Origin of the sequence: Bradyrhizobium manausense, from assembly GCF_018131105.1 — a bacterium.
GTDB lineage: Bacteria > Pseudomonadota > Alphaproteobacteria > Rhizobiales > Xanthobacteraceae > Bradyrhizobium > Bradyrhizobium manausense_B.
In genome coordinates, this window is sequence record NZ_JAFCJI010000001.1 from 4240262 (window position 1) to 4260718 (window position 20457).

The 20457-nt window shown below is 61.3% G+C and carries 9 protein-coding genes and 1 tRNA gene; 3 read left to right on the top strand and 7 right to left on the bottom strand.

From position 1 onward, the window contains the following. Window positions 1–60: 60 nt before the first annotated feature. On the bottom strand, window positions 61–924 hold the full coding sequence (locus tag JQ631_RS20270) for an alpha/beta fold hydrolase (RefSeq protein WP_212328423.1): 864 nt from the start codon (window positions 922–924) through the stop codon (window positions 61–63). A 136-nt stretch (window positions 925–1060) separates the two neighbouring features. On the opposite strand from JQ631_RS20270, the gene JQ631_RS20275 reads away from it, so the two are divergent. Then, window positions 1061–1150 (top strand) — tRNA-Ser (locus JQ631_RS20275). A gap of 385 nt (window positions 1151–1535) precedes the next feature. Further along, on the top strand, window positions 1536–4769 hold the full coding sequence (locus JQ631_RS20280; RefSeq protein WP_212328424.1) for an ABC transporter substrate-binding protein: 3234 nt from the start codon (window positions 1536–1538) through the stop codon (window positions 4767–4769). Between the two features lie 267 nt (window positions 4770–5036). Here the strand turns inward: JQ631_RS20280 and JQ631_RS32580 are convergent, their stop codons facing one another. The 6 genes from JQ631_RS32580 to JQ631_RS20310 all read right to left on the bottom strand — a co-directional run bounded on the left by JQ631_RS32580 (window position 5037) and on the right by JQ631_RS20310 (window position 9487). Further along, window positions 5037–5621, bottom strand: a complete 585-nt coding sequence (locus JQ631_RS32580; RefSeq protein WP_349644993.1) for a cupin domain-containing protein — start codon at window positions 5619–5621, stop codon at window positions 5037–5039. 13 nt (window positions 5622–5634) lie between these two features. Then, window positions 5635–6813 carry a 2OG-Fe(II) oxygenase gene (locus tag JQ631_RS20290; RefSeq protein WP_212328425.1) on the bottom strand — a complete coding sequence of 393 codons (1179 nt, stop codon included), beginning with the start codon at window positions 6811–6813 and terminating at the stop codon, window positions 5635–5637. Window positions 6814–6922: 109 nt separating this feature from the next. After that, window positions 6923–7927, bottom strand: a complete 1005-nt coding sequence (locus tag JQ631_RS20295) for a M23 family metallopeptidase (protein WP_212328426.1) — start codon at window positions 7925–7927, stop codon at window positions 6923–6925. Between the two features lie 362 nt (window positions 7928–8289). Beyond that, the gene (locus JQ631_RS20300) at window positions 8290–8577 is read right to left on the bottom strand and encodes a hypothetical protein (protein WP_212328427.1); all 288 of its coding nucleotides are present in this window, start codon (window positions 8575–8577) and stop codon (window positions 8290–8292) included. Beyond that, entirely contained in the window at window positions 8574–8942 is a 369-nt protein-coding gene (locus tag JQ631_RS20305; RefSeq protein ID WP_212328428.1) for a hypothetical protein, read from the bottom strand. Before JQ631_RS20305 ends, JQ631_RS20300 begins: the two co-directional genes overlap by 4 nt. 215 nt (window positions 8943–9157) lie before the next feature. Further along, window positions 9158–9487 (bottom strand): helix-turn-helix domain-containing protein, encoded by a 330-nt coding sequence (locus JQ631_RS20310; RefSeq protein ID WP_212328429.1) that lies wholly within the window; start codon window positions 9485–9487, stop codon window positions 9158–9160. Between the two features lie 311 nt (window positions 9488–9798). On the opposite strand from JQ631_RS20310, the gene JQ631_RS20315 reads away from it, so the two are divergent. After that, window positions 9799–20457: peroxidase family protein (locus JQ631_RS20315; protein WP_283841783.1), on the top strand; the 10659-nt coding region annotated here is incomplete at its 3' end.

The window sequence follows — 20457 nt, forward strand, 5'->3', positions numbered from 1 at the left end:
GACCGCCAGTGTTTACCGCGTCTGGCGGTCCCACCCGTTCTTTGCCGCTTCTCCAGCGGCTCAGCTCCAGCCGATGCGCTGAAAGAACGCTGCGATTTCCGTCGCCGCGCGATCCGGATTCTCGCGATGCGGGAAGTGTCCGACGTCGGGAAACATCGCGAGATCGAGTTCGGCAAAAGTTTCTCCCAGCCGGTCGGTCCAGGCGTAGGGAAACAGCGGATCGTGCTCGGCCCAGCGTACGCAGGTCGGCACCTTGATCGGCGGTAGCGGTAGTGCCTCGCCCTTCATCATCGCAACGCGCCCGGCGTGCGACGCGCGATAATGCGCAAAGCCGCCGGCGAGGTTGCCATCCCTGAAGTAGGTGTCGCCGAAGAGGTCGAGGACGTCGTCGAAGGCGTCCTTGCGATGTGCCCAATTCTTCAGGAAGTGCGCGATATAGAGCCGGCAGCTCTCGCGGCTCGCACCGACGAGCCGCGGCGCCATCTCCATCTGCTGGAAAGATTGATACCAGATGTGGTTGAGTCGATCAGGCGCCGCCATCCGCGGACCGATGCCGGGATAGACGAAATCGAAGAAGAACAGCCCGGCGAGTTGCTCGGGCGCCTTCCGCGCCAGCGGCTGCATCACGGCACCGCCGACATCGTGGCCGACGACGCCGAATCGCTCGATGCCGAGCCGGTCCATCAGGGCCAGCATGTCCGCCGCATGGCGATCAGGCCCGTAAGGACCATCCGGCTTGTCGCTGTCGCCAAAGCCGCGCAGATCGGGCGCTACAAGCATGAAACGGTCCGAGAGCCTTGAGATCACCGGCTCCCAGGTCAGCCAGAATTCCGGCCATCCATGCAGCAAAAGTAGCGGTTTTCCACGTCCGGCACGGACCACGTGGAAGTTAGCGCCATTGGCGGAGATCGTCAGGTGCTCCATGGCAGTTCCTCCCAGTGGCGAGGTCTGGGGCAAAAGAGGCAGCGGATTTTCCCCTTTCGCGCCTTGTCTGGCCCGCCATCCTCGCCTATTAACGCCCCCAACCACAGGGGCCGCAGCTCCTACCATGGCGCCTTCAGGAGAGGTGGCAGAGTGGTTGAATGCACCGCACTCGAAATGCGGCATAGGTGCAAGCCTATCGGGGGTTCGAATCCCTCCCTCTCCGCCATAATAAAACGGCTTCGAGAAAGCCCCGTAAATCAGGCCTTACTACATGCCAGAGGCCTCTGGTGTAGCCCCAAGGTCGGTCTAGCCGCCATGGCGAGCCGCAAGTTTCAGCATGCGTGGAATGGCAGGCTTTGCGGGCATTGAAGCGCAACTACGCTCGGCTTGCTGGCGTTGCCGTCCATGATGCGGTGAAGCCGCCCCAAGTGGTCGAGCCCTCGCACACCGTAACGGGGACAGGGTGACCTCGCGACAGGCAGCGATTTCGCGCCAGCCGGGAAACCTCCCAGCGGCGCACGACCTCTTAGAACTGTTGACCCAGATCAAACGTCGATCGCAGCCCCCTGCACCATAGCGTTGGTGCGCAGCCCAGACTGGAGCGGGGATTGATGTTTTTTCGCCGTTCTGCGCCCCGTCCTTTCAAGGGTTCAAAGCGGGCCTTATGGCTGCTCCCGCGCTGGGCGATGAGGACCTCAGGCGCCTTGTTGGTTTGGGCGATTACGTTCGACCCGGGTGCTGCCAAGGCGTTGGAAAAGGTTTCGTTGCAGCTCAAATGGCTGCATCAATTTCAATTCGCCGGTTACTACGTGGCCCTGGAGCAGGGCTACTACCGGGATGCCGGGCTCGACGTTGAGATTCGTCAGGGCGGCCCATTTATCGACGCGATGGTAGACGTCGGGTCCGGCAAGGCCGATTTCGGCGTTTGCGCGAGCGGCGTGGTCCTGCCCCAAGCCGCAAAGAACAAGGTGAGCGTGCTGGGCGTGATCTTCCAGCACTCCGCGGCGAACATCCTCGTGCCGAGCCGTACGCGTATCAACGCCCTCTCGGAATTGACCGGCCATCGTTTGATGGATGCCTCTGGCAGCGAAGACCTCGCCGCCATGCTCAAGCAGCAGGGCGTGGACTACGCGGCGCTACCGCGCGTCCAACATACGGGCAATCCGCTCGATCTGCTCGACGGCAAGGCGGATGCAATGGTTTCGTACGTCACCAACGAACCATTCATATTCGAGCAGCACGGCGTTCCCTTCCGTTCCTTCACGCCGAGGACCTTCGGATTCGATTTCTACGGAGACAATCTCTGCACCAGCGAAGCGCTGCTGCACCGTAGCCCGGCGACGGTCCAGGCGTTCCTTGCAGCGAGCCTGAAGGGCTGGGAGCAAGCGCTGGCCGACAAGCAGGGCACGGTCGAATTGATCCTGCGCGACTATCCCACTATCAAGTCGCGCGAAGCATTGATGTTCGAAGCGGTTCGAACCGAGGCCCTGATACAGCCGGGGCTCATCAAGCTGGGGAGTCAGACGGTCGAGCGGTGGAATGCGATCGCACGAATCTATCAGAGCCTCGGGATGCTGCCCAAGGGCCGTCTGCCAGACCCGCCATTCCACCAGCCCTTTGAGGACAAGCTTCGTGGTTGGCTTAAAGCGATCGTGCCCGCGGCAGTCCTGCTGTTGGTCGTAATCGTCGCAGTCGCGATCTATCGAAGACTCGGCAAGCGAGCTTCTCGCCAATTGCGGTTAAGTATGGTGATGGCCGGGCTGTTCGTATCGCTCAGCATTCCGATCCTGATCTTCATTCTCGGCTTCAATCACCAGAAGAACAGCGAAGCGATCATTGCGCTGCTGCAAGAGCACATCGGAAAATCGCGAGCTGCGACCATCGAGAGTATCGAGAACCTGATGCGCGGCGTCGGCGGTGTTCTCGGCTTACTCGCGGAATCGGCGGCCGCGCAACCGTCTTTCTTCCGGACCAAGGAGAGCAATGAGGCGCTCTATCGTGTGCTCATCTCCTCAACCCAGATCGACGCTGCGTATGTCAGTTTTGAGGGCGGCTACCATCGCATTGTCACGCGCGCCGACGAAGACCGGAAGCGATCAGATCGACAGATACCCGGAGAGGCCAACTGGCACTCGACTTACGTCGATGCATTCTCCGCAGGGGACGTTCGCCAGCGGCACCGCACATTCTACGACACCTGGCCGCATGCGATTGCCCAATCCAGCACTCCTATCGCATTCGATTTTCGGACGCTGCAGGGCTATGCCGCTGCAAGAGAGTCCCGAGCACTGTACGTGACGCCGCCGTTTATCAACCCCGACACCGGAAATCCCATTATTGCGGCGCGTTATCCAATATACCGTGGCGATAACGAATTCCTGGGGTGCGCATCCGTCAACATCACCTTTGCGGTCCTGTCACGCTATCTGTCCAAGCAGCGGCCAAGCCAGAACAGCGTTACAATCATTGCCGACCCCAACGACGGCAAGGTGGTCTCATCATCAGAGAGCGAGAGGCTGACCAGTCTCAAGGCCGGTTCTCTGCAGATCGTAACACTCGCGAACATCGAAAATCGGGATGTGCGGGAAGCCTACCGGATTCATGTCGAGACCAACAACGATGATTTCGTGTTCAACTCGCCGTTGGATGGTCGCGAGATAAGCGCCTCGTTTGCGCGCTTTCCTGAAAGTTTCGGCAGCCCATGGCAGTCGGTGATCCTGACGCCGACGAACGATTTCGTGGGACAACTGCGCCAGACCAATCAAAAGATCATCGTGACGATCGTCGTACTGACCGTGATCGAGCTTGCCCTTATATTCGTTCTGGCCCGGCGGCTGACGCGGCCGCTGGAGCGGGTGACGCGGGAACTGGAGGCGATCGAGGACCTGTCGTTCGAGAAGCGTGAAAATCCGTCTTCGAAGATCAAGGAGATCGCCCGACTGCAGGCCGCGGCAACGTTGCTGCGAAGTTCGCTGCAGTCGTTTTCTTCGTTCGCTCCAGTCGAAGTCGTGAAGGGCCTGGTGAAGTCGGGAATACCGCTGCAGCTCGGAGTCGAGAGGCGATGCCTGACGATATTCTTCTCCGATGTCGAGAGCTTCTCGACACTTGCCGAGCACTCGGACTCCGACTCCCTGCTCGATCAGATGTCCGCCTACTTTGAGATCATCTCGAGGGCGATCGGCGAAGAAGAAGGCACGGTCGATAAGTTCATCGGCGATGGCGTGATGGCCTTCTGGGGCGCGCCCGTCGCGCTACCTAACCCGGCATTCAGCGCATGCCGCGGCGCGCTGCGTTGTCGGCGCCGCCTCGAAGGTCTCAACGCAAATTGGCTCGCGCAAGGGCGCCCGCCGTTCCGGACGCGGATCGGGCTCAACACCGGTGACGTGCTGGTCGGCAACGTCGGTTCTGCCGAGCGCTTCAGCTACACCGCGATGGGCGACCACGTAAACGTAGCGGCCCGGCTGGAAGGCATGAACAAGCAGTTCGGCACTGGGATCTGCGTAAGCGCGAGCGTGGTGAGTGCGGCCGGCGATGCAATCCTGGTGCGGCCACTTCGCCGCGTGGCGGTTAAAGGACGCGAGCAACGCTTCATGGTCTATGAATTGTTGGGCATAAGAGGCAGCGACGATCCGGAACTGAGGGAAGAAGACGGCGCCGCTGAGTTGAGCCGGTTGACCGGGGAGGCTTCCGCCTTGTTCGAAGCAGGAAGATTCAAGGAAGCAAGCGTTATCTATGAGGAAGTGCTTGTTCGCTATCCCGGCGATCCAGTTGCAAGGGCGATGCTGGCGAATGCGACAGACGAGCAGGAACAATTGAACGCCGGCGGAGCTACGGTCTCAGCCTAGAATTAAGCGCCAACGGTGATCTCATGCGCGCGAGACTCAGAACCGTGCTGCCAGTGTGACTCCCACCGCACGGGTCTCTGCCGGATGAACATGACGATCGGCGACTCCATCGATAGGTTCGCCCGGTAGTCGTAACAGATAGTAATATTCGATCTGGTTCGTCTGGGAAGAGATTGAGCACGTCGAGTTGCACGCAGTCCATTATCGAAACGATACCCCGCTCGTGCATTGAATATGAGCGAGGCCAGAGATCGGACGCTGGCGTCCTCAATAAGTGGCCGGGGACCGAAATAGCGAGCGCTTCAAAGCGCCAAACCAGCCGGTCTCGTTGCCAAATGTGAAGGCGGCGCTTCCTACCCATCCAGGCGCGCCGGGAATACGATCGCGCGCGGGGTCAAAGTCCGTGAAGCGCGCGCGAGTGTAGGCGACATCAAGATCGAACGACAGGGCAAGACGGCTATCTCGGCCGAGAATTAGGTCGGTTGAGCGCCAATCTTGAACTCTTGGACCCGAGAGTGATCGGGCATTGTGATCCACGTCCGCGCTTTCGGTTAGCACCTCGCCCGGCTTGTACGTCCGGTCCGGACTCCCCTTCCGGTGCTCTGTGAGTTCACCTTTGACAATGTAGCTCAGCGCGGGGCGGAGCTTGTGACTGTGAAAGCCGACGACACCGCCGGATTCGATGGTGATCTGCCGGATACGCATCTGCCGCCGCGTGAAGTCGTCGAGGCCCTGCTTGCCAAGTGGGAAGTCCGACAATGCCACGGCCTTCATTCCCTTGTTGTCCGTGGGCGGCTGCTGCGCGGGCGCGGCGGTCGTGCCGCCGCCTGCAGCGAGAACGGAGAGCACCATGTCAATCTTGCGATCATGTCGTCCTCCCTTGCCGTGTCTCGATCTCCCGGAGCCGAGAGGCTGCAAACGGTTCCTCTTTTGCGTAGCCAGCGACGTTGTCGCCGAGGAATTCGGTGTTGTTCTGTCTGATCCTGGCAGCGTCATCGTCGTAGATGAACGGCAGGTAAGCGTAGCGCCGGCCGCGCGTCACCCTCGAAACCGAATGCAGGAGGGAGCACGAGAAGATGACCGCGCTTCCCGGTGCTGGCTTGAAGCCGCGCGGGCCGTACTCGGGAAAGTTCACCTCGCCGCCGTCGAAATCGGAATTCAGATTGATGGAGGCTGCGAAACGACGATGCGCGGTGCCTTTGGTGGTGTTGTCGCGATGAGCAACGAAATGACCGCCGTCCGCGGCGGAGTAGCATCCGACAACATGCCGCTCCATGCGCGTCGCCTTGTATTGGTAGGCCTTGAGGAGCTCAGGCGCGACGGCACGTGCGAAGCGCTGCCTGATTGCCTGTATGAGACGTTCGTTCTTGATGACGTAGTCCCTGCGTCGCTTGTGTCCGTGATCCTGGATCGCCACCGTCCTGCCTGCGACTTCACGCATAACCCCGGTTTCGAACCCGCCGTCACGCGCATGTCTTTCTACCAGCTCGTCGCAGAAGCTCGTCTCGAACACGTTGGGCAAGAGAAGAATTGGCGCCTGCATTTCCACGCCGGCGTGTTTGGCGGGCGGCGGTAACGACCGCAGATAAGTCACGAGCTCGCAGGCGTCTCCGCCATCTTGAATGAAGGGAATGACCTTCAGGACACGCAGCGTCGGATCCAGCACGATCCACATCCTGCGAACCGGCACATTCGTAATGACCGGTCCGGCATCGTGCGGGACTGCGCCGTAAAGTCTGCAGATCTCTCCGGTGAAATCCCAGAAGAAGCGATAGCCTCGCTGCCGCGTCGGGAGTCTCTGGCGCGTCTCGTCGCTTGGATCGATGCTTACGCCGAAGAAGGAAGCTGTCGCGTCGTCGAACAGGTCGGGGTACTCCAGCGCGGCCCTGATCGCCGACATGCCTCTCGCATCGGCGGTCGCAAAAAAGCACAGCACGAGATATCGGCCACCCGCCGTATCGAAAGCGTACTGTTCGCGCGTCGAGGCCCGCGCGATAAACCACGGTGCAGGTTCTCCAGACATCAAGTTTCTGTAGGACGGCATCTCGAATTCGCTTTCCCACGAGGCAGGTGCGCGAAAGTTGGATGGTTTTATCCGAGCTATACAGTGAAAACAATACTATCCGGTGCGGAGGCAACGCATCGCAGCGGCGTCACTTGTTCGATGTCAGCTCGATCTCGGCGCTTTTCCCCAGCAGCGCCGCTCCATCCCGCGTGACAGAATACGAGATTCTGTAGCGGCCCGCCGGCCACGACGACTCCTGCCGTTTCCTTCCGGCGTAGAGCAGGTGCTGGGCCTGATCCCGCGCGAGCGGCTGGGGGCGATGCTCAACGATGGCGTTTCCATCGGGACCATACAGCGAGAGGGATTCCTGGTCGCCTTGTTGCAGTCCGATCACGCGCACATAGGCGACAATTGCGCTCGATTCCGTGCTCGCCTGAAGCGGCCCCGTCTCTCCCGACTCGATCAATTCCATCGTCGGCGGATCGCCTGAAACACCCAGGTTCAGGATTTCCCGCGGCCGGTATCCGATTTGCTCGCGGGTTGTTTCTTTCCAGAGCGACTGGCCGCTGCCGCAGACGTCGGCGAGGGCGCCATACGCGAAGGGATCCACGATCTTGCCGAGGTGCCGAACGGTGAAGTGAAGATGGGGAAATTCGGTCGCACCGGAAAGACCGACCAGTCCGATAACGTCGCCGGTGTCGAGCCGGTCGCCCGTCTTGATGCGCACGCTGCCCTTGGCGAGATGACAGTACTGAGTCTGCCATCCCCCTTGGTGATCGATCACGGCTCCATTGCCGCATTCCTTGCCGGCGACCGCCGCCCGTCCGGTGGTTCGGATCGAAACCTCGTCCATCCCGTCTCTGGTAGCGACCACAATGCCGTCAGCGGCCGTCAGGACCGCTACGCCATCGCGCTTGGCCTTGAGATCGAGAAGTCGAATATCGGTGCCGTCGTGACCGTCGTAGCTGCGTCGGCCACACTCGTAGTCACGTACGCCCGCCGATGAATCGTGGTCGACATAGTTTTGGATAAAGCACGTCTCGCCTGGCTGGCACCGCAGGGGAAAATCGAATTTGATCTCACCTGCGGCCGCGAACGCGGGAAGGCTGGCGACTGCCAACGTGATGAATCGCAGGCGTCTCGCCGTGATCACGATCGCGGTCCAAGGGCCATGGAGAGGCTCCTACATCAAATCGGTCGTGGGACGCGGCGCCTAGTCAAAGGTATTGATCGGACGGCACAGACAATGCCCGGCAAAAATGCTAAGCGGGCCTTGCGAGTGGCTCGGCGGCGTCCTCGACTTGAATTCCGGCGCGTTCGGACTCTGCCGATTTTGGAGAGCGACCCCGACACGCGGATAACTGGGCTTGCATCGGGGTCGCCCAGGCCAGCCGAGATTGCTCACGGCAAGACCCTAGATAGGAACACCGGCGGGCTACAACTTCTTCCAACCCGCCTTCGGTAAATCAAATCTCTCGGTTTTTCAAAATCGCGCCAACGCTAGAAGCGGTACAGTCACTTGTCAGCGCCAGCGGAACGGGTGCCGCAGATCGCTTGATCGAAAGCAGGGCGGTCTATCTGGTTGATCGTCCACGCCGTTAGAAACAACGGCAAGGCCGTGCACAGCACAAGGATGCACCATTTGCGGCCGCGCGGACGGCTCTGCAAAATCGTCCCGACCGAACCTGCATTGCGATAGTTTCGCAGATACATCAGCGCCTTCCTATCAAAGGAGGAACTGTCAAGCTGCAGCAGATCAGCCTCGTGGAGGCTGTCTGCAGAATGAGTCTCGATAAAGCTCAACCAAATCCCGAATTTCCGAGCCACACATCGTTTACGGGCCGGGTCAGGTCGCGATTGGGCATAGCCAGACGCTCGAGAAAGGTGCGCACGACCTCGGACAGGACGTTGCCAATCGTCCCTTCATCTCCGAAGGGCACGCATGCGACATACGTTTGGCCCAATCGTGCAAAGTGAACGATGACCTGTCCTTCATCATCGCAGAAGACGAGCCACGGCTCGTATTCGTCCGTAATCCCGAACTCAGCATCGACATCGAGGCCGCGCTGCTTCAAATTTCTCCGAGCTTGATCAAAAATGCAAAGTTCAAAAAGAGACCAATCATGTGGTCCGCCACACTTCGTGGCGTTGCTGGTAATCCCACGCATGAACGCCCCCGCCTAACGGGATGGAATGCCCATGTCGCTCGAAAGCACTATCCGCATAGCAACTGTCAGGTAGATGCATGGAACAAGGCAAGGCAATTTCACGAGATGCGACATTGTGGCACGTTCAAAATCGGGAAAAATCTGCAATCGGGTGATCGATGAAGCCCGCAGCAATCGGCTGGTTAAGTCAGCCGTCATGACCGACCGACGTTGATTCAGGCTCGCCGAGGTGCCTTCGGTTTTCCGGCCTTCGCGCCGAAGAGGATGCCGTAAGTGACGGGATCGTAATAGGACATCAGCGTGCGCACGAAATCCTGAGGGTCGACATCCAGCGCAGTCGCCCAGACAAGATAGCGGTCCGGGGGGATGCGGCCCCGCCCAGTCTCCAGCTGAGATATGAACGTATAATATTCGGCACCGACCTTAGCCGCCAGCTCGCGCTGCGACAGTCCCCGCTTCTCCCGCAGTTCGCGCAACCACGATCCTGCCTGACCCCGAAGCTCCTGTGTCGCCTTGCTCGAGAGGCGCTGTGGGTGTGAATACATCTTGGATCGTCTCGTCCAAATTTGATCGCGCAAGCCTCGCCAGCGCCAAGGCCGCATCCATGTGCTGTCGTGTCTAGAGCTTAGCTGCTGCCCAAAACCCGCACGCATCCTAGTGCCAGCCTTCCCGAAGCACAACTTCGTCGTTCGTCGTGCCAGATGGTTTGTCGACCGCAGTCCCGCGCCTTCCCTTCATTTTGCGCTCACAGACAGGCGCGGCGGCGCTGTATAGATTTCACTGTACATCCGCGCTCGATGAGTATTAACTTTGCTGTACAGAGATATTTTTCGTTTTTTTAACATAGGGGCTTGCCATGGCTGTTCAGTTCATCCGCTCCGATCTCGAATTCATTCTGGATCAAATTCTTATTGCGGAAAGGAATGCAGCCGGCGAGGCCCTTCTGGACATTCTGCCGAATGTCCAGGTGCCGTGGGGGCTTCGAACGGTCGACGGCTCCTACAACAATTTGGTTTTCATCGACAGCCTGGGAATTGACCAGACCCATTACGGCGCAGCGGACACGATCTTCCCGCGCATGCTGACGCCGACGTTCCGCATGGCGGACGCCGGTACCTCCTACGCTCAGACCAGCGGGATGGTCGTGGACGCGCAGCCGCGCATCATTTCAAACTTGATCGTCGATCAGACCGACAACAATCCGGCGGCCGTGGCCGCTGCGGCGAGCAACGGCACGCAAGCCCTCACGCCGAGCCCCGGCAGCCTGGTCACCAGCCCGGGGCTTGATGGCGTCTTCGGCACCCCCGATGACCAGCAGGTCTTCTTCATTCCGAACGTGACGCCTGACTTTGGCCTGACGGTGCCGTTCAACGGGTGGTTCACGTTCTTCGGCCAGTTCTTCGATCACGGCCTGGATCTGGTGACCAAGGGCGGGCAGGACTTCATTTTCATTCCATTGCAGCCGGACGATCCGCTCTATGTCCCTGGCAGTCCGACCAATTTCATGGTCGAGACACGCGCCACCAACGCCGCTGTCCATCCCGGTCCCGACGGCGTGCTCGGCACTGCCGACGACGTTCACGACCATATCAACACGACGACGCCCTTCATCGACCAGAACCAGACCTATACGTCGCACCCGTCCCACCAGGTGTTCCTGCGTGCCTATCAGCTCCTGACCGTCGATCCCGACGGCAACCCCGCCACCGACAATTCGATCACCGGGGCTTTTGCCACCGGCAAGCTGATCGAGAACCGCGGGGCAGGTGTCGATGGTGGCCTGTTTACCGGAAATGACGATGTCTTCATCGGCGGCATGGCGACTTGGGCCGTCGTCAAGGCGCAGGCGAACAAGGTCCTCGGCATCAACCTGACCGATCGCGATTTCGACGACGTTCCCCTGCTGGCAACGGACGCGTACGGCAATTTCATACCGGGCGCGCATGGCCTGCCGCAGGTCGTCATGCGGACAGCCGGTGCGGACTTGACCTACGGAACTGCCGATGACGGCACGACGCTGGTCGAAGGCAATTTGGCGGCGCCGATTGACCTTACCCATGCCATGCGCACCGGCCATCAGTTCCTGATTGATGTTGCGCACAACGCAGTCCCGGTTCTCGGACCGGGTGGCGAACTGGCTCCCGACAGCGATAGCGACATCGGCAACGTGCAGCCGACCGACGCATTTGGCAATAACCTCACCTACGACGACGAACTGCTGAACGCGCATTACATCGCCGGCGACGGCCGCGCCAACGAGAATATCGGCCTCACGGCCGTGCATTCCATCTTCCACTCGGAGCACAACCGGCTGGTCGAGCACACCGAGCAGGTGTTGATGCTCGACGCACTCAAGACCGGCGACGTGACGTTCCTGAACCAGTGGCTGCTGGCGCCGACGACGCTTGCCGCGGTCAATCCCGACCATCCCGAGAACCTGATCTGGAACGGTGAGCGATTGTTCCAGGCGGCACGCTTCGGGACCGAGATGCAGTATCAGCATCTCGTCTTCGAGGAGTTCGCGCGCACGGTGCAGCCGAATGTGGACGAGTTCCTGGCGCCGTTCGGCTACGACACCACCATCAATCCGGCGATTGTCGCCGAATTCGCCCATACCGTCTATCGGTTCGGCCACTCGATGTTGACCGAGACGGTTGATCGCTTCGATCCGAACTTCGACCTCGTCAACGATCCGAACAGTCCCGACCATCAACTCGGCCTGATCGCTGCGTTCCTCAATCCGCTCGAATTCGTCGCCAGCGGCCCCACGCCTCAGGAAGCGGTCGGCGCCATCGTTCGGGGCGTTACGCGCTCGGTCGGAAACGAGATCGACGAATTCATTACGGAGGCGCTGCGCAACAACCTTCTTGGCACGCCGCTCGATCTGGCAGTGCTCAATCTCGCGCGTGGCCGCGATACCGGCATTCCGTCCCTGAACGAAGCGCGACGCGAATTCTACAACATGACGAACAACAACGATGTCGGCGACGAGAACGTCAAGCCGTACATCAGTTGGGTCGACTTTGTTCAACATCTGAAGCACCCGGAATCGCTCATCAATTTCATCGCGGCTTACGGAACGCATTCAGCGCTGACTGCGGTTGGCGTCGATACCCTGGCCGAGAAGCGCGCTGTCGCCGCGGCCCTCGTGCTGGGTGGCTCCGCCGTCATCAATGCGGGCGCAGCGGACGAGTATACTTTCACGGCGGACGACGCCGACCGGCTTGATTTCCTCAACAGCACGGGCATCTACGCCAACGTCAATCTTGCCGGCGCCGACGGCATCATGGGAACGGCCGACGACAAGATCGGCGTGACCACGACGGGCGTGGACGACATCGATTTCTGGGTCGGGGGCCTCGCCGAGGAACAACAGCCCAATGGCGGCCTGCTGGGTTCGAGCTTCAATTTCGTGTTCGAGAACCAGCTCGAAGCCCTGCAGAACGGCGACCGCTTCTACTACCTGTCGCGCACGGCAGGCCTGAATTTCGGCACCGAGCTCGAGAACAACACCTTTGCCTCGCTGGTGATGGCCAACAGCGACGCGACGCATCTTCCTGCCGACGTCTTCCAGACGCCAAAATTCATTCTTGAGGTCGATCAGTCGCACCAGTTCACCGGTCTGGGTGCCGATAACCGTGCCGATCCGACCGGTGGCATCACCATCAATGGCGTGGAAGTCACGCCGCTGGTGATCCGCGACAATCCGGACACGGTCGGTCCGGACAGCAATTACCTGCATTATACCGGCGGCGAGACCGTCGTGCTCGGCGGCACGGCAGGCAACGACATCCTCATTGCCGGCTCGTCGGACGACGACACTGTCTATGGTGACGGCGGCAACGACAGGATCGAGGGCGGTTTCGGCAACGACAACCTGTTCGGCGGTGACGGCGACGATATCATCACCGACATGGGCGGCACCGACGTCATTCACGGCGGCGCCGGCAACGACGTCATCATCGACAGCCATTCGCTGCTGCCGCTCGAAGTTCCCAACATCCTGCTCGGCGGCTTCGGCAAGGACTTCATTGCAACCTGGGATGACATTTCCACCATCTTTGCCGGCGGCGGCGACGACTTCATCTACGGCTCCAAGCCGAATCTGCCCGAGACGGGCAACGAAGGTGACGACTGGATCGAGCTCGGGACCCAGGACGGCGCGCCGGGCGACAATTTCAGTCCTCTGCTGGCGGACGAAATCGACGGCAACGACATCTTCGTTGGCGGCGGTGGCTTCGACGAAATGATCGGCGAGGGCGGTGACGACATCTTCGTCGGTAGCGATGCCCAGGACAAGATGGACGGCATGTCCGGGTTCGACTGGGTGACGTACTTCAAGGACCGCGTCGGTGTTACGGTCGACATGGAATTGGCTGCCCTCAACGAGCCGCCGGTTGCGGCGTCGCCGGCGTCGATCCTCGATCGCTTCGCCGAGGTGGAGGGGCTCTCGGGCACCAAATACGCCGACTATCTGCGCGGCAGTGAAGCCGATGCCAACGTCATCGCGACTACCAACGCCAAGACCAGCGCGCTTTCCGCCGAAGGCATCGCGCGTATCCATGGTCTGCAGGAGGTGCTCGACCATGCGTTCGGGATTGCGCCCGGTGGCACCGGGCATGTCACGCAATTCGGCACCGGCAATATCATCCTCGCCGGCGACGGCAGCGACATCATTCTCGGCCGCGGTGGCGACGACATCATCGATGGCGACGCCTGGCTCAACGTGCGCGTCAGCGTGCGCCAGAACATCGACGGCACCGGCCCCGAGATTGCCAGCTATGACAGTCTCGCTCCGCTGATCCCGTTGATGGAGGCGGGAACTTACAACCCCGGCCAGCTCGTCGCGGTGCGTGAGGTGCTGCCGGGCAGCGGTGGTTTCGACACCGCCGTATTCCAGGGCAACAGCAGCGACTATGCCATTTCGATCAACGATGGCGGTACGCCGCTCAACTTCTCCGACGACGTCGTGACGGTTACCGACAGCGTCCTGGGGCGCGACGGGATGGACCGCCTGACGCACATCGAGCGGCTGCAGTTTGCCGACCTCTCGATCGAGCTCACGAACGGCGAGGACGACCTGCCTCAGGGTGACCTGACCATTACCGACCTCAACGGGGGCGATATCCTGACGGGCGATTTCCTCAGGGCATCGATCGCGGGCGTGACCGATCCCGACAACGTGAGCGCGGCCAATCCGACCGGAGCGATTACCGGCCCGGTGCGCTACACTTGGCAGTCTGAAGCCGTTGCAGGTTCGGGCGTGTTCGACGACATCATCCTGCTGCCGGGCGGCGATCTCGCGTTCGAAAGCGCGAGCGGCGTGAACTTCCGGGCGCTTCCGCTGGTCGACGGCCTACGGCTGCGCGTCAAGGCCATCTATGAAGACGCTCACGGCGTCACCGAGCAGGTCTTCTCCGCGGCGACGGATCCCGTCGTTGCTGTCCCGGTGGCTCCGCCGGTGACCCCTGTCGCGGCGGTTCCCGATGTTGTCAGCGGCGGTCCGGGCGTTCACCTGATCCGTTCCGACCTCGACTTCATCCTCAAGCAAATCAAGATCGGGGAAGCTCATGCCGCGGGCACCCCTCTGCAGGATCTGATCCCGAACATCCGCGTGGCCGCCGGTCTGCGCAGCGTCGACGGCAGCGAGAACAATCTGCTTCAGCTCAACGGCATCAACCAGACCGACTTCGGAGCGGCGGACACGACGTTCCCGCGACTGCTTGATCCGCAATTCCGGAACGCCGAGGCGGGCACCTCGTACACGCAGACCAGTGGGACGGTCATCGATTCGCAGCCGCGCACCATCTCCAACCTGATCGTCGACCAGACGTCGGACAACCCGGCTGCGTATGCGAGCGCGTATGATCCGGGCGCCAACGGTCATCTCGACTTCGGCGCAGCAGGTAGTGACGACGTGCTCAAGGACGGCGTCGAAATCGTCAAGAGCCCCGGCCTGGACGGTGTGTTCGGCACGGCAGACGATGCCGATGTGTTCTACTTCCCCAACGTGAAGCCGGACTTCGGCCTCACCGCCCCGTTCAACGCGTGGTTCACGTTCTTCGGCCAGTTCTTCGATCACGGCCTCGACCTGGTGACCAAAGGCGGAAACGGAACGATCTTCGTTCCCCTCAAGGCGGATGATCCGCTGGTCGCAGGCGCCGACGGCATCTTCGGCAATGCCGACGACCTGCCGCCGCAACTGCGGTTCATGGTGGAAACGCGGGCGACCATGCGGCCCGGTCCGGATGGCGTTCTCGGCACCGCGGACGACATTCACGAGCAGGAAAATACCACGACACCGTTCGTGGACCAGAATCAGACCTACACGTCGCATCCGTCTCATCAGGTGTTCCTGCGCGCCTACGCGATAGGGACCGATGGAGAGCCGCACGCCACAGGCAAGCTGATTACCAATCGCGATCTCGGCGCCGACGGCAAGTTCGGAACCGCCGACGACCACGAGATCGGCGGCATGTCGACCTGGAAGGTGGTCAAGGCGCAGGCACGCGACCTGCTCGGCATCAATCTGACGGACAAGGATTTCGACAACGTTCCGCTGCTGGCAACCGACCAGTACGGCAACTTCACAAAGGGTGACCACGGCTTGCCGCAGGTCGTGATGCAGACGGCTGGCGGCGACGGGATATTCGGAACGGCCGACGACGGCACGGTGCTTGTCGAAGGCAATCGAGCCGCCCCGATCGATCTGACCCACGCCGTTCGCACCGGGCACCAGTTCCTGATCGACGTCGCGCACAACGCGGTCCCGGTCGTCGATGCCGGCGGCAATCTTGTCGCCGACGCTGACCATGTGGCGGGAAATGCGGTCGCGTTCGATCCGCTGTCTGGCCAGAACCTCGAATATGACAACGAACTTCTCGATGCGCACTACATCGCTGGCGACGGCCGCGTGAACGAGAACATCGGCCTCACCGCCGTGCATTCGATCTTCCACTCCGAGCACAATCGTCTCGTTGATCAGGCCAAGGACACGGTCGTTGCGGCTGCGCAGGCAGGCGACATCGCCTTCCTCAACGAATGGCTGCTGACACCCGTCGTCAGTCTGCCGGCCGACCTTTCCACCCTCGAATGGAACGGGGAACGGTTGTTCCAGGTCGCCAAGTTCGGTACCGAGATGCAGTACCAGCATCTGGTGTTCGAAGAGTTTGCCCGCACCATCCAGCCGATGATCAATCCGTTCTTTGCACCGACGCAGGTTTACGACGTCGACCTCAATCCTGCGATCGTCGCGGAGTTCGCGCATACCGTCTACCGCTTCGGTCATTCGATGCTGACCGAGACCGTCGATCGCTTCGACGCCGATTTCAACGTCGTCGGCGATCCGAACTCAGCCGATCCGGATCAGCAACTCGGCCTGATCGCGGCCTTCCTCAATCCGCTGGCGTTCGCAGCCAGCGGCGATACGCCGGAAGAAGCCACGAGCGCCATCGTGCGCGGCGTGACGCGTACTGTCGGCAACGAGATCGATGAGTTCGTTACGGAAGCTCTGCGGAACAATCTGCTGGGCACGCCGCTCGATCTTGCCGTGCTCAATATTGCGCGCGGCCGCGACACCGGAATTCCGACGCTCAACGCGGCGCGGCTGGATTTCTATACGCAAACCGGCGACACCTGGGTCAAGCCCTATACGAGCTGGGCGGACATGGTGCAGCACATCAAGCACCCTGAATCCCTCGTCAACTTCATCGCTGCCTACGGCACCCACGTTGCGATCACGTCCGCAACGACGCTGGCGGACAAGCGCGCCGCGGCTCTGGCGCTGGTTCTCGGCGATGGCAGCGATGCCGATGGCACGACCATCAATGGTATTACGTACACGGATCGTCTGGACTTCCTGAACAGCGCGGGAGCCTGGGCGAACGGCGCGGGACATGCCAAGGATCTGGATAGCGTCACCACGACCGGCCTCGGCAATATCGACTTCTGGGTTGGCGGGCTCGCCGAGCAGGCAACGCCCTTCGGCGGGTTGCTGGGTTCGACGTTCAACTTCGTCTTCGAGAACCAGCTCCAGAAGCTGCAGGACGGCGACCGGTTCTATTATCTGGAGCGGACCGCCGGACTGGCGTTCGGAAACGAACTGGAGTTCAACTCGTTTTCCAAGCTGATCATGGCGAATACGACGGCGGTGCATCTGCCCGGGAACGTGTTCGAGGCCGCGGGCTTCACGCTCGAGGTCGATCAATCGAAGCAGTTGACCGGACTTGGTGCGGACGGTCGCGCCGACCCAACGGGTGGCGTCATCATCAACGGCGTCGAGATTTCTCCGCTGGTGATTCGCGACAACCCCAACACCATTGGGCCGGACACCAATTACCTGCAATATGCCGGCGACCACATTCATGCGGCGACCGTCGTCCTCGGTGGTACTGAAGGCGACGATATCTTGATCGCCGGCGACTCCGATGACGATACGCTCTGGGGCGACGGCGGCAATGACAGACTGGATGGCGGCTACGGCGACGACTTTGTCCGCGGCGGCGCGGGCGATGACATCATCACCGACTCCGGCGGGTCCGACGAACTCCAGGGTGGCGACGGAGACGACGTCATCCAGGCCGGAAACGGCACCGACCTCATCTTCGGTGGTTTCGGCAACGACTTCATCATTACCGGTGAGGACAACGATGAAGCCTTTGGCGGCACCGGCGACGACTTCATCCTCGGCAACAAGTCAAACGAGCAGGATATCGGCAACGAGGGTGACGATTGGCTGGAGAAGGGCACGTCCGACGGCGCGCCTGGTGACAATTTCGACCCGCTCGGCAACGACCCGATCATCGGAAACGACATCTTCATCGGCGACGGTGAGAACGACAAGTTCATCGGCGAGGGCGGTGACGATATCATGGTCGGCACCACCGGCTTCACGGACCGCATGTTCGGCGGATCCGGCTTCGACTGGGCCGATTACAAGGACGACAAGATCGGCGTGACGATCGATCTCGACGCGCGCTTCTTCGATCAGCCTCCGACACCGGGGTCGGGAGCCTCGGCGCTCGCCCGGTTCGACATCATGGAAGGTTTGTCAGGATCGTCGCACAACGACTATCTGTTCGGCGACAGCATCATCGATCTGGTCGGCGGAGAAGTCGGTGCCGGGGTCAACGGCAGTGCCCTTACCAATATCGCGCTGATCAACGGCCTGGGCAATCTTCTCGATACAGCGTACGGAACGCATGTGACCGCGTTCACCACTGGCAATATTCTGCTGGGCGGTGACGGAAACGACTTCATGATGGGTCGCGGCGGTGACGATGTCATCGATGGCGACGCCTGGCTGAATGTGCGCATCAGTGTCCGCGCCACGGTCGACGGCGATCATGACGGCAAGGCCGATCGCGATGCAGATGGCAGGCTCGTCCAGGGCGCTGAGATCGCGAGCTACGATCGGATGCAGGATATGGTTCCGCTGATGCTCAACGGAACCTACAGTGCCGGGCAGCTCAAGGCTGTCAGGGAAATCAAGTACGCCAACGGACCGGATTTCGATACGGCCGTCTTCACCGGACCGCTTGCAAACTATAGCTTCGCTGTGAACGGCATTGCGGTCGCGGCCGCCGATCTTGCCGGCATCGGCCTGAACTCGGTCATCACCGTGATCGACAATGTCGGTGCCAGCGGGATTGGCGACGGCACCGATCGGGTCATGCATGTCGAACGGCTGCAGTTCTCCGATCAGTCCATCGTTGTCGGAGGGCTGGACAATGGACCGCAGGGCACGCTGACCATTCTTGACGGCGTGACCGGGCTTCCTGACGACACGCCGACCGAGGATCAGTTGCTCCGCGTTTCGATCGCCGGCGTGACCGACGCCGACAATCCGGGCGGCGTGATCACCGGCCCGGTATCCTACTTCTGGCAGGCAGAGACGAGGCCTGGCTTCTTCGAGGACATCACCGTCTTCGCGGCTGGCGAATTGTCGCGTATCGAGGGACTCACGTTGACACCGGCCGAACCCTTCCCGGGCGGCATCGCGTTCGCATCCCTGGTCGGCCAGGCCTTGCGCGTGCGGGCCGTGTACCAGGACGCCAACGGCGTCATGGAGGAAGTGTTCTCGGCGCCCACGGCGCCGGTTGAGAACGTCAACGACCCGCCTGGCGGTACGCTGCTCGTCAGCAACTCTGCGCCGACGGAAGGTGATCTCCTGACGGTGGCCAACCTGATCACGGATGCGGACGGCCTGACCACGGCTGTCTTCACCTATCAATGGCAGCAATCGGCTGACGGCGTGACCTGGATTGACATTGCCGGCGCAGTCGCGACCAGCTTCACGCCGGGCAATGACCAGGCCGACATGATGCTGCGCGTGGTGGCAAGCTATACCGATGACCACGGTACGGCGGAGACGTTCTTCGGCACGGCGACGGATCCCGTCATCAATCTGGCGGGTCCACCGCTCGGGCTCTCCATCAGCAACGTGTTCGTGTTCGAGGATATCGCAGCGGGTGTGCCGATCGGCGCGATTACGGTCGACGACGACCCAGGCGATACGCACACATTCATCGTGTCGGATCCGCGGTTCGAGATCGTCAGCGGCTCGCTGCGGCTGGCGCCGGGTGCCCGGCTCGACGACAGCGACGTCGGCATGCTCGGCTTGACCGTCAATGTGACCGACAATGACGGCAACTCTGTCGACTTCCCGATCGGTCTGGTCGTGCTGAACGTCAACGAGGCGCCCGACGCGATTGCGCTGAGCAACGCGGCGGTGGCCGAGAATGCCGCCGGTGCGGCGATCGGGACTGTCAGCGTCTACGATCAGGATCTCGGTGACGTGCAGGCGATCACGGTCTCCGACGCCCGGTTCGAGGTGGTCGGCGGCGTACTGAGGCTGAAAACTGGTGTCAGTCTCAACGCCGAGGAAGGGCAGTCCGTGTTCCTGACCATCACGGCGACAGACCAGGAGGGCCTGTCGAAGACCACGAGGTTCACGATCCTTGTGCAGGACGTGGCCGACAGCGCGGCAACACAAACCGGGACGGCCGCGGGTAACACGCTGGCTGGCGGCGCCGGAGACGACGTGCTCCTCGGCCTTGGCGGCAACGACCTCCTGACCGGCGGTGCCGGCAACGACCGGCTGGACGGCGGTACGGGTGCGGACTCGATGACCGGCGGGACCGGCAACGACATCTTCATCGTCGACAATATCGGTGATGCGGTGGTCGAACTGGCCGGCCAGGGCAACGACACGGTTCAGACCAGCCTGACCAGCTACACGCTGGGCAACGATGTCGAGAACCTGATCTTCACGGGAACGGCCGCGTTCACCGGCAACGGCAACGCGCTCGACAATCTGATCGTGGGCGGTGCCGGCAACGACACGCTCAGCGGCAACGCCGGCGACGATACGTTGATCGGCAATGCCGGCAACGACACGCTCAACGGTGGTGACGGCAATGACGCGCTGTATGGCGGTACCGGCAACGACACGCTCAATGGTGCAGCCGGCAGCGACATCCTCGAAGGTGGCGACGGCGACGACACGCTGAGCGGC

What these genes read in the sequence shown, in the direction of transcription:
- JQ631_RS20270 (WP_212328423.1), bottom strand. Translation starts at nt 924, where the DNA reads ATGGAGCACCTGACGATCTCCGCCAATGGCGCTAACTTCCACGTGGTC.
- JQ631_RS20280 (WP_212328424.1), top strand. Translation starts at nt 1,536, where the DNA reads ATGTTTTTTCGCCGTTCTGCGCCCCGTCCTTTCAAGGGTTCAAAGCGG.
- JQ631_RS32580 (WP_349644993.1), bottom strand. Translation starts at nt 5,621, where the DNA reads ATGGTGCTCTCCGTTCTCGCTGCAGGCGGCGGCACGACCGCCGCGCCC.
- JQ631_RS20290 (WP_212328425.1), bottom strand. Translation starts at nt 6,813, where the DNA reads ATGCCGTCCTACAGAAACTTGATGTCTGGAGAACCTGCACCGTGGTTT.
- JQ631_RS20305 (WP_212328428.1), bottom strand. Translation starts at nt 8,942, where the DNA reads ATGCGTGGGATTACCAGCAACGCCACGAAGTGTGGCGGACCACATGAT.
- JQ631_RS20310 (WP_212328429.1), bottom strand. Translation starts at nt 9,487, where the DNA reads ATGTATTCACACCCACAGCGCCTCTCGAGCAAGGCGACACAGGAGCTT.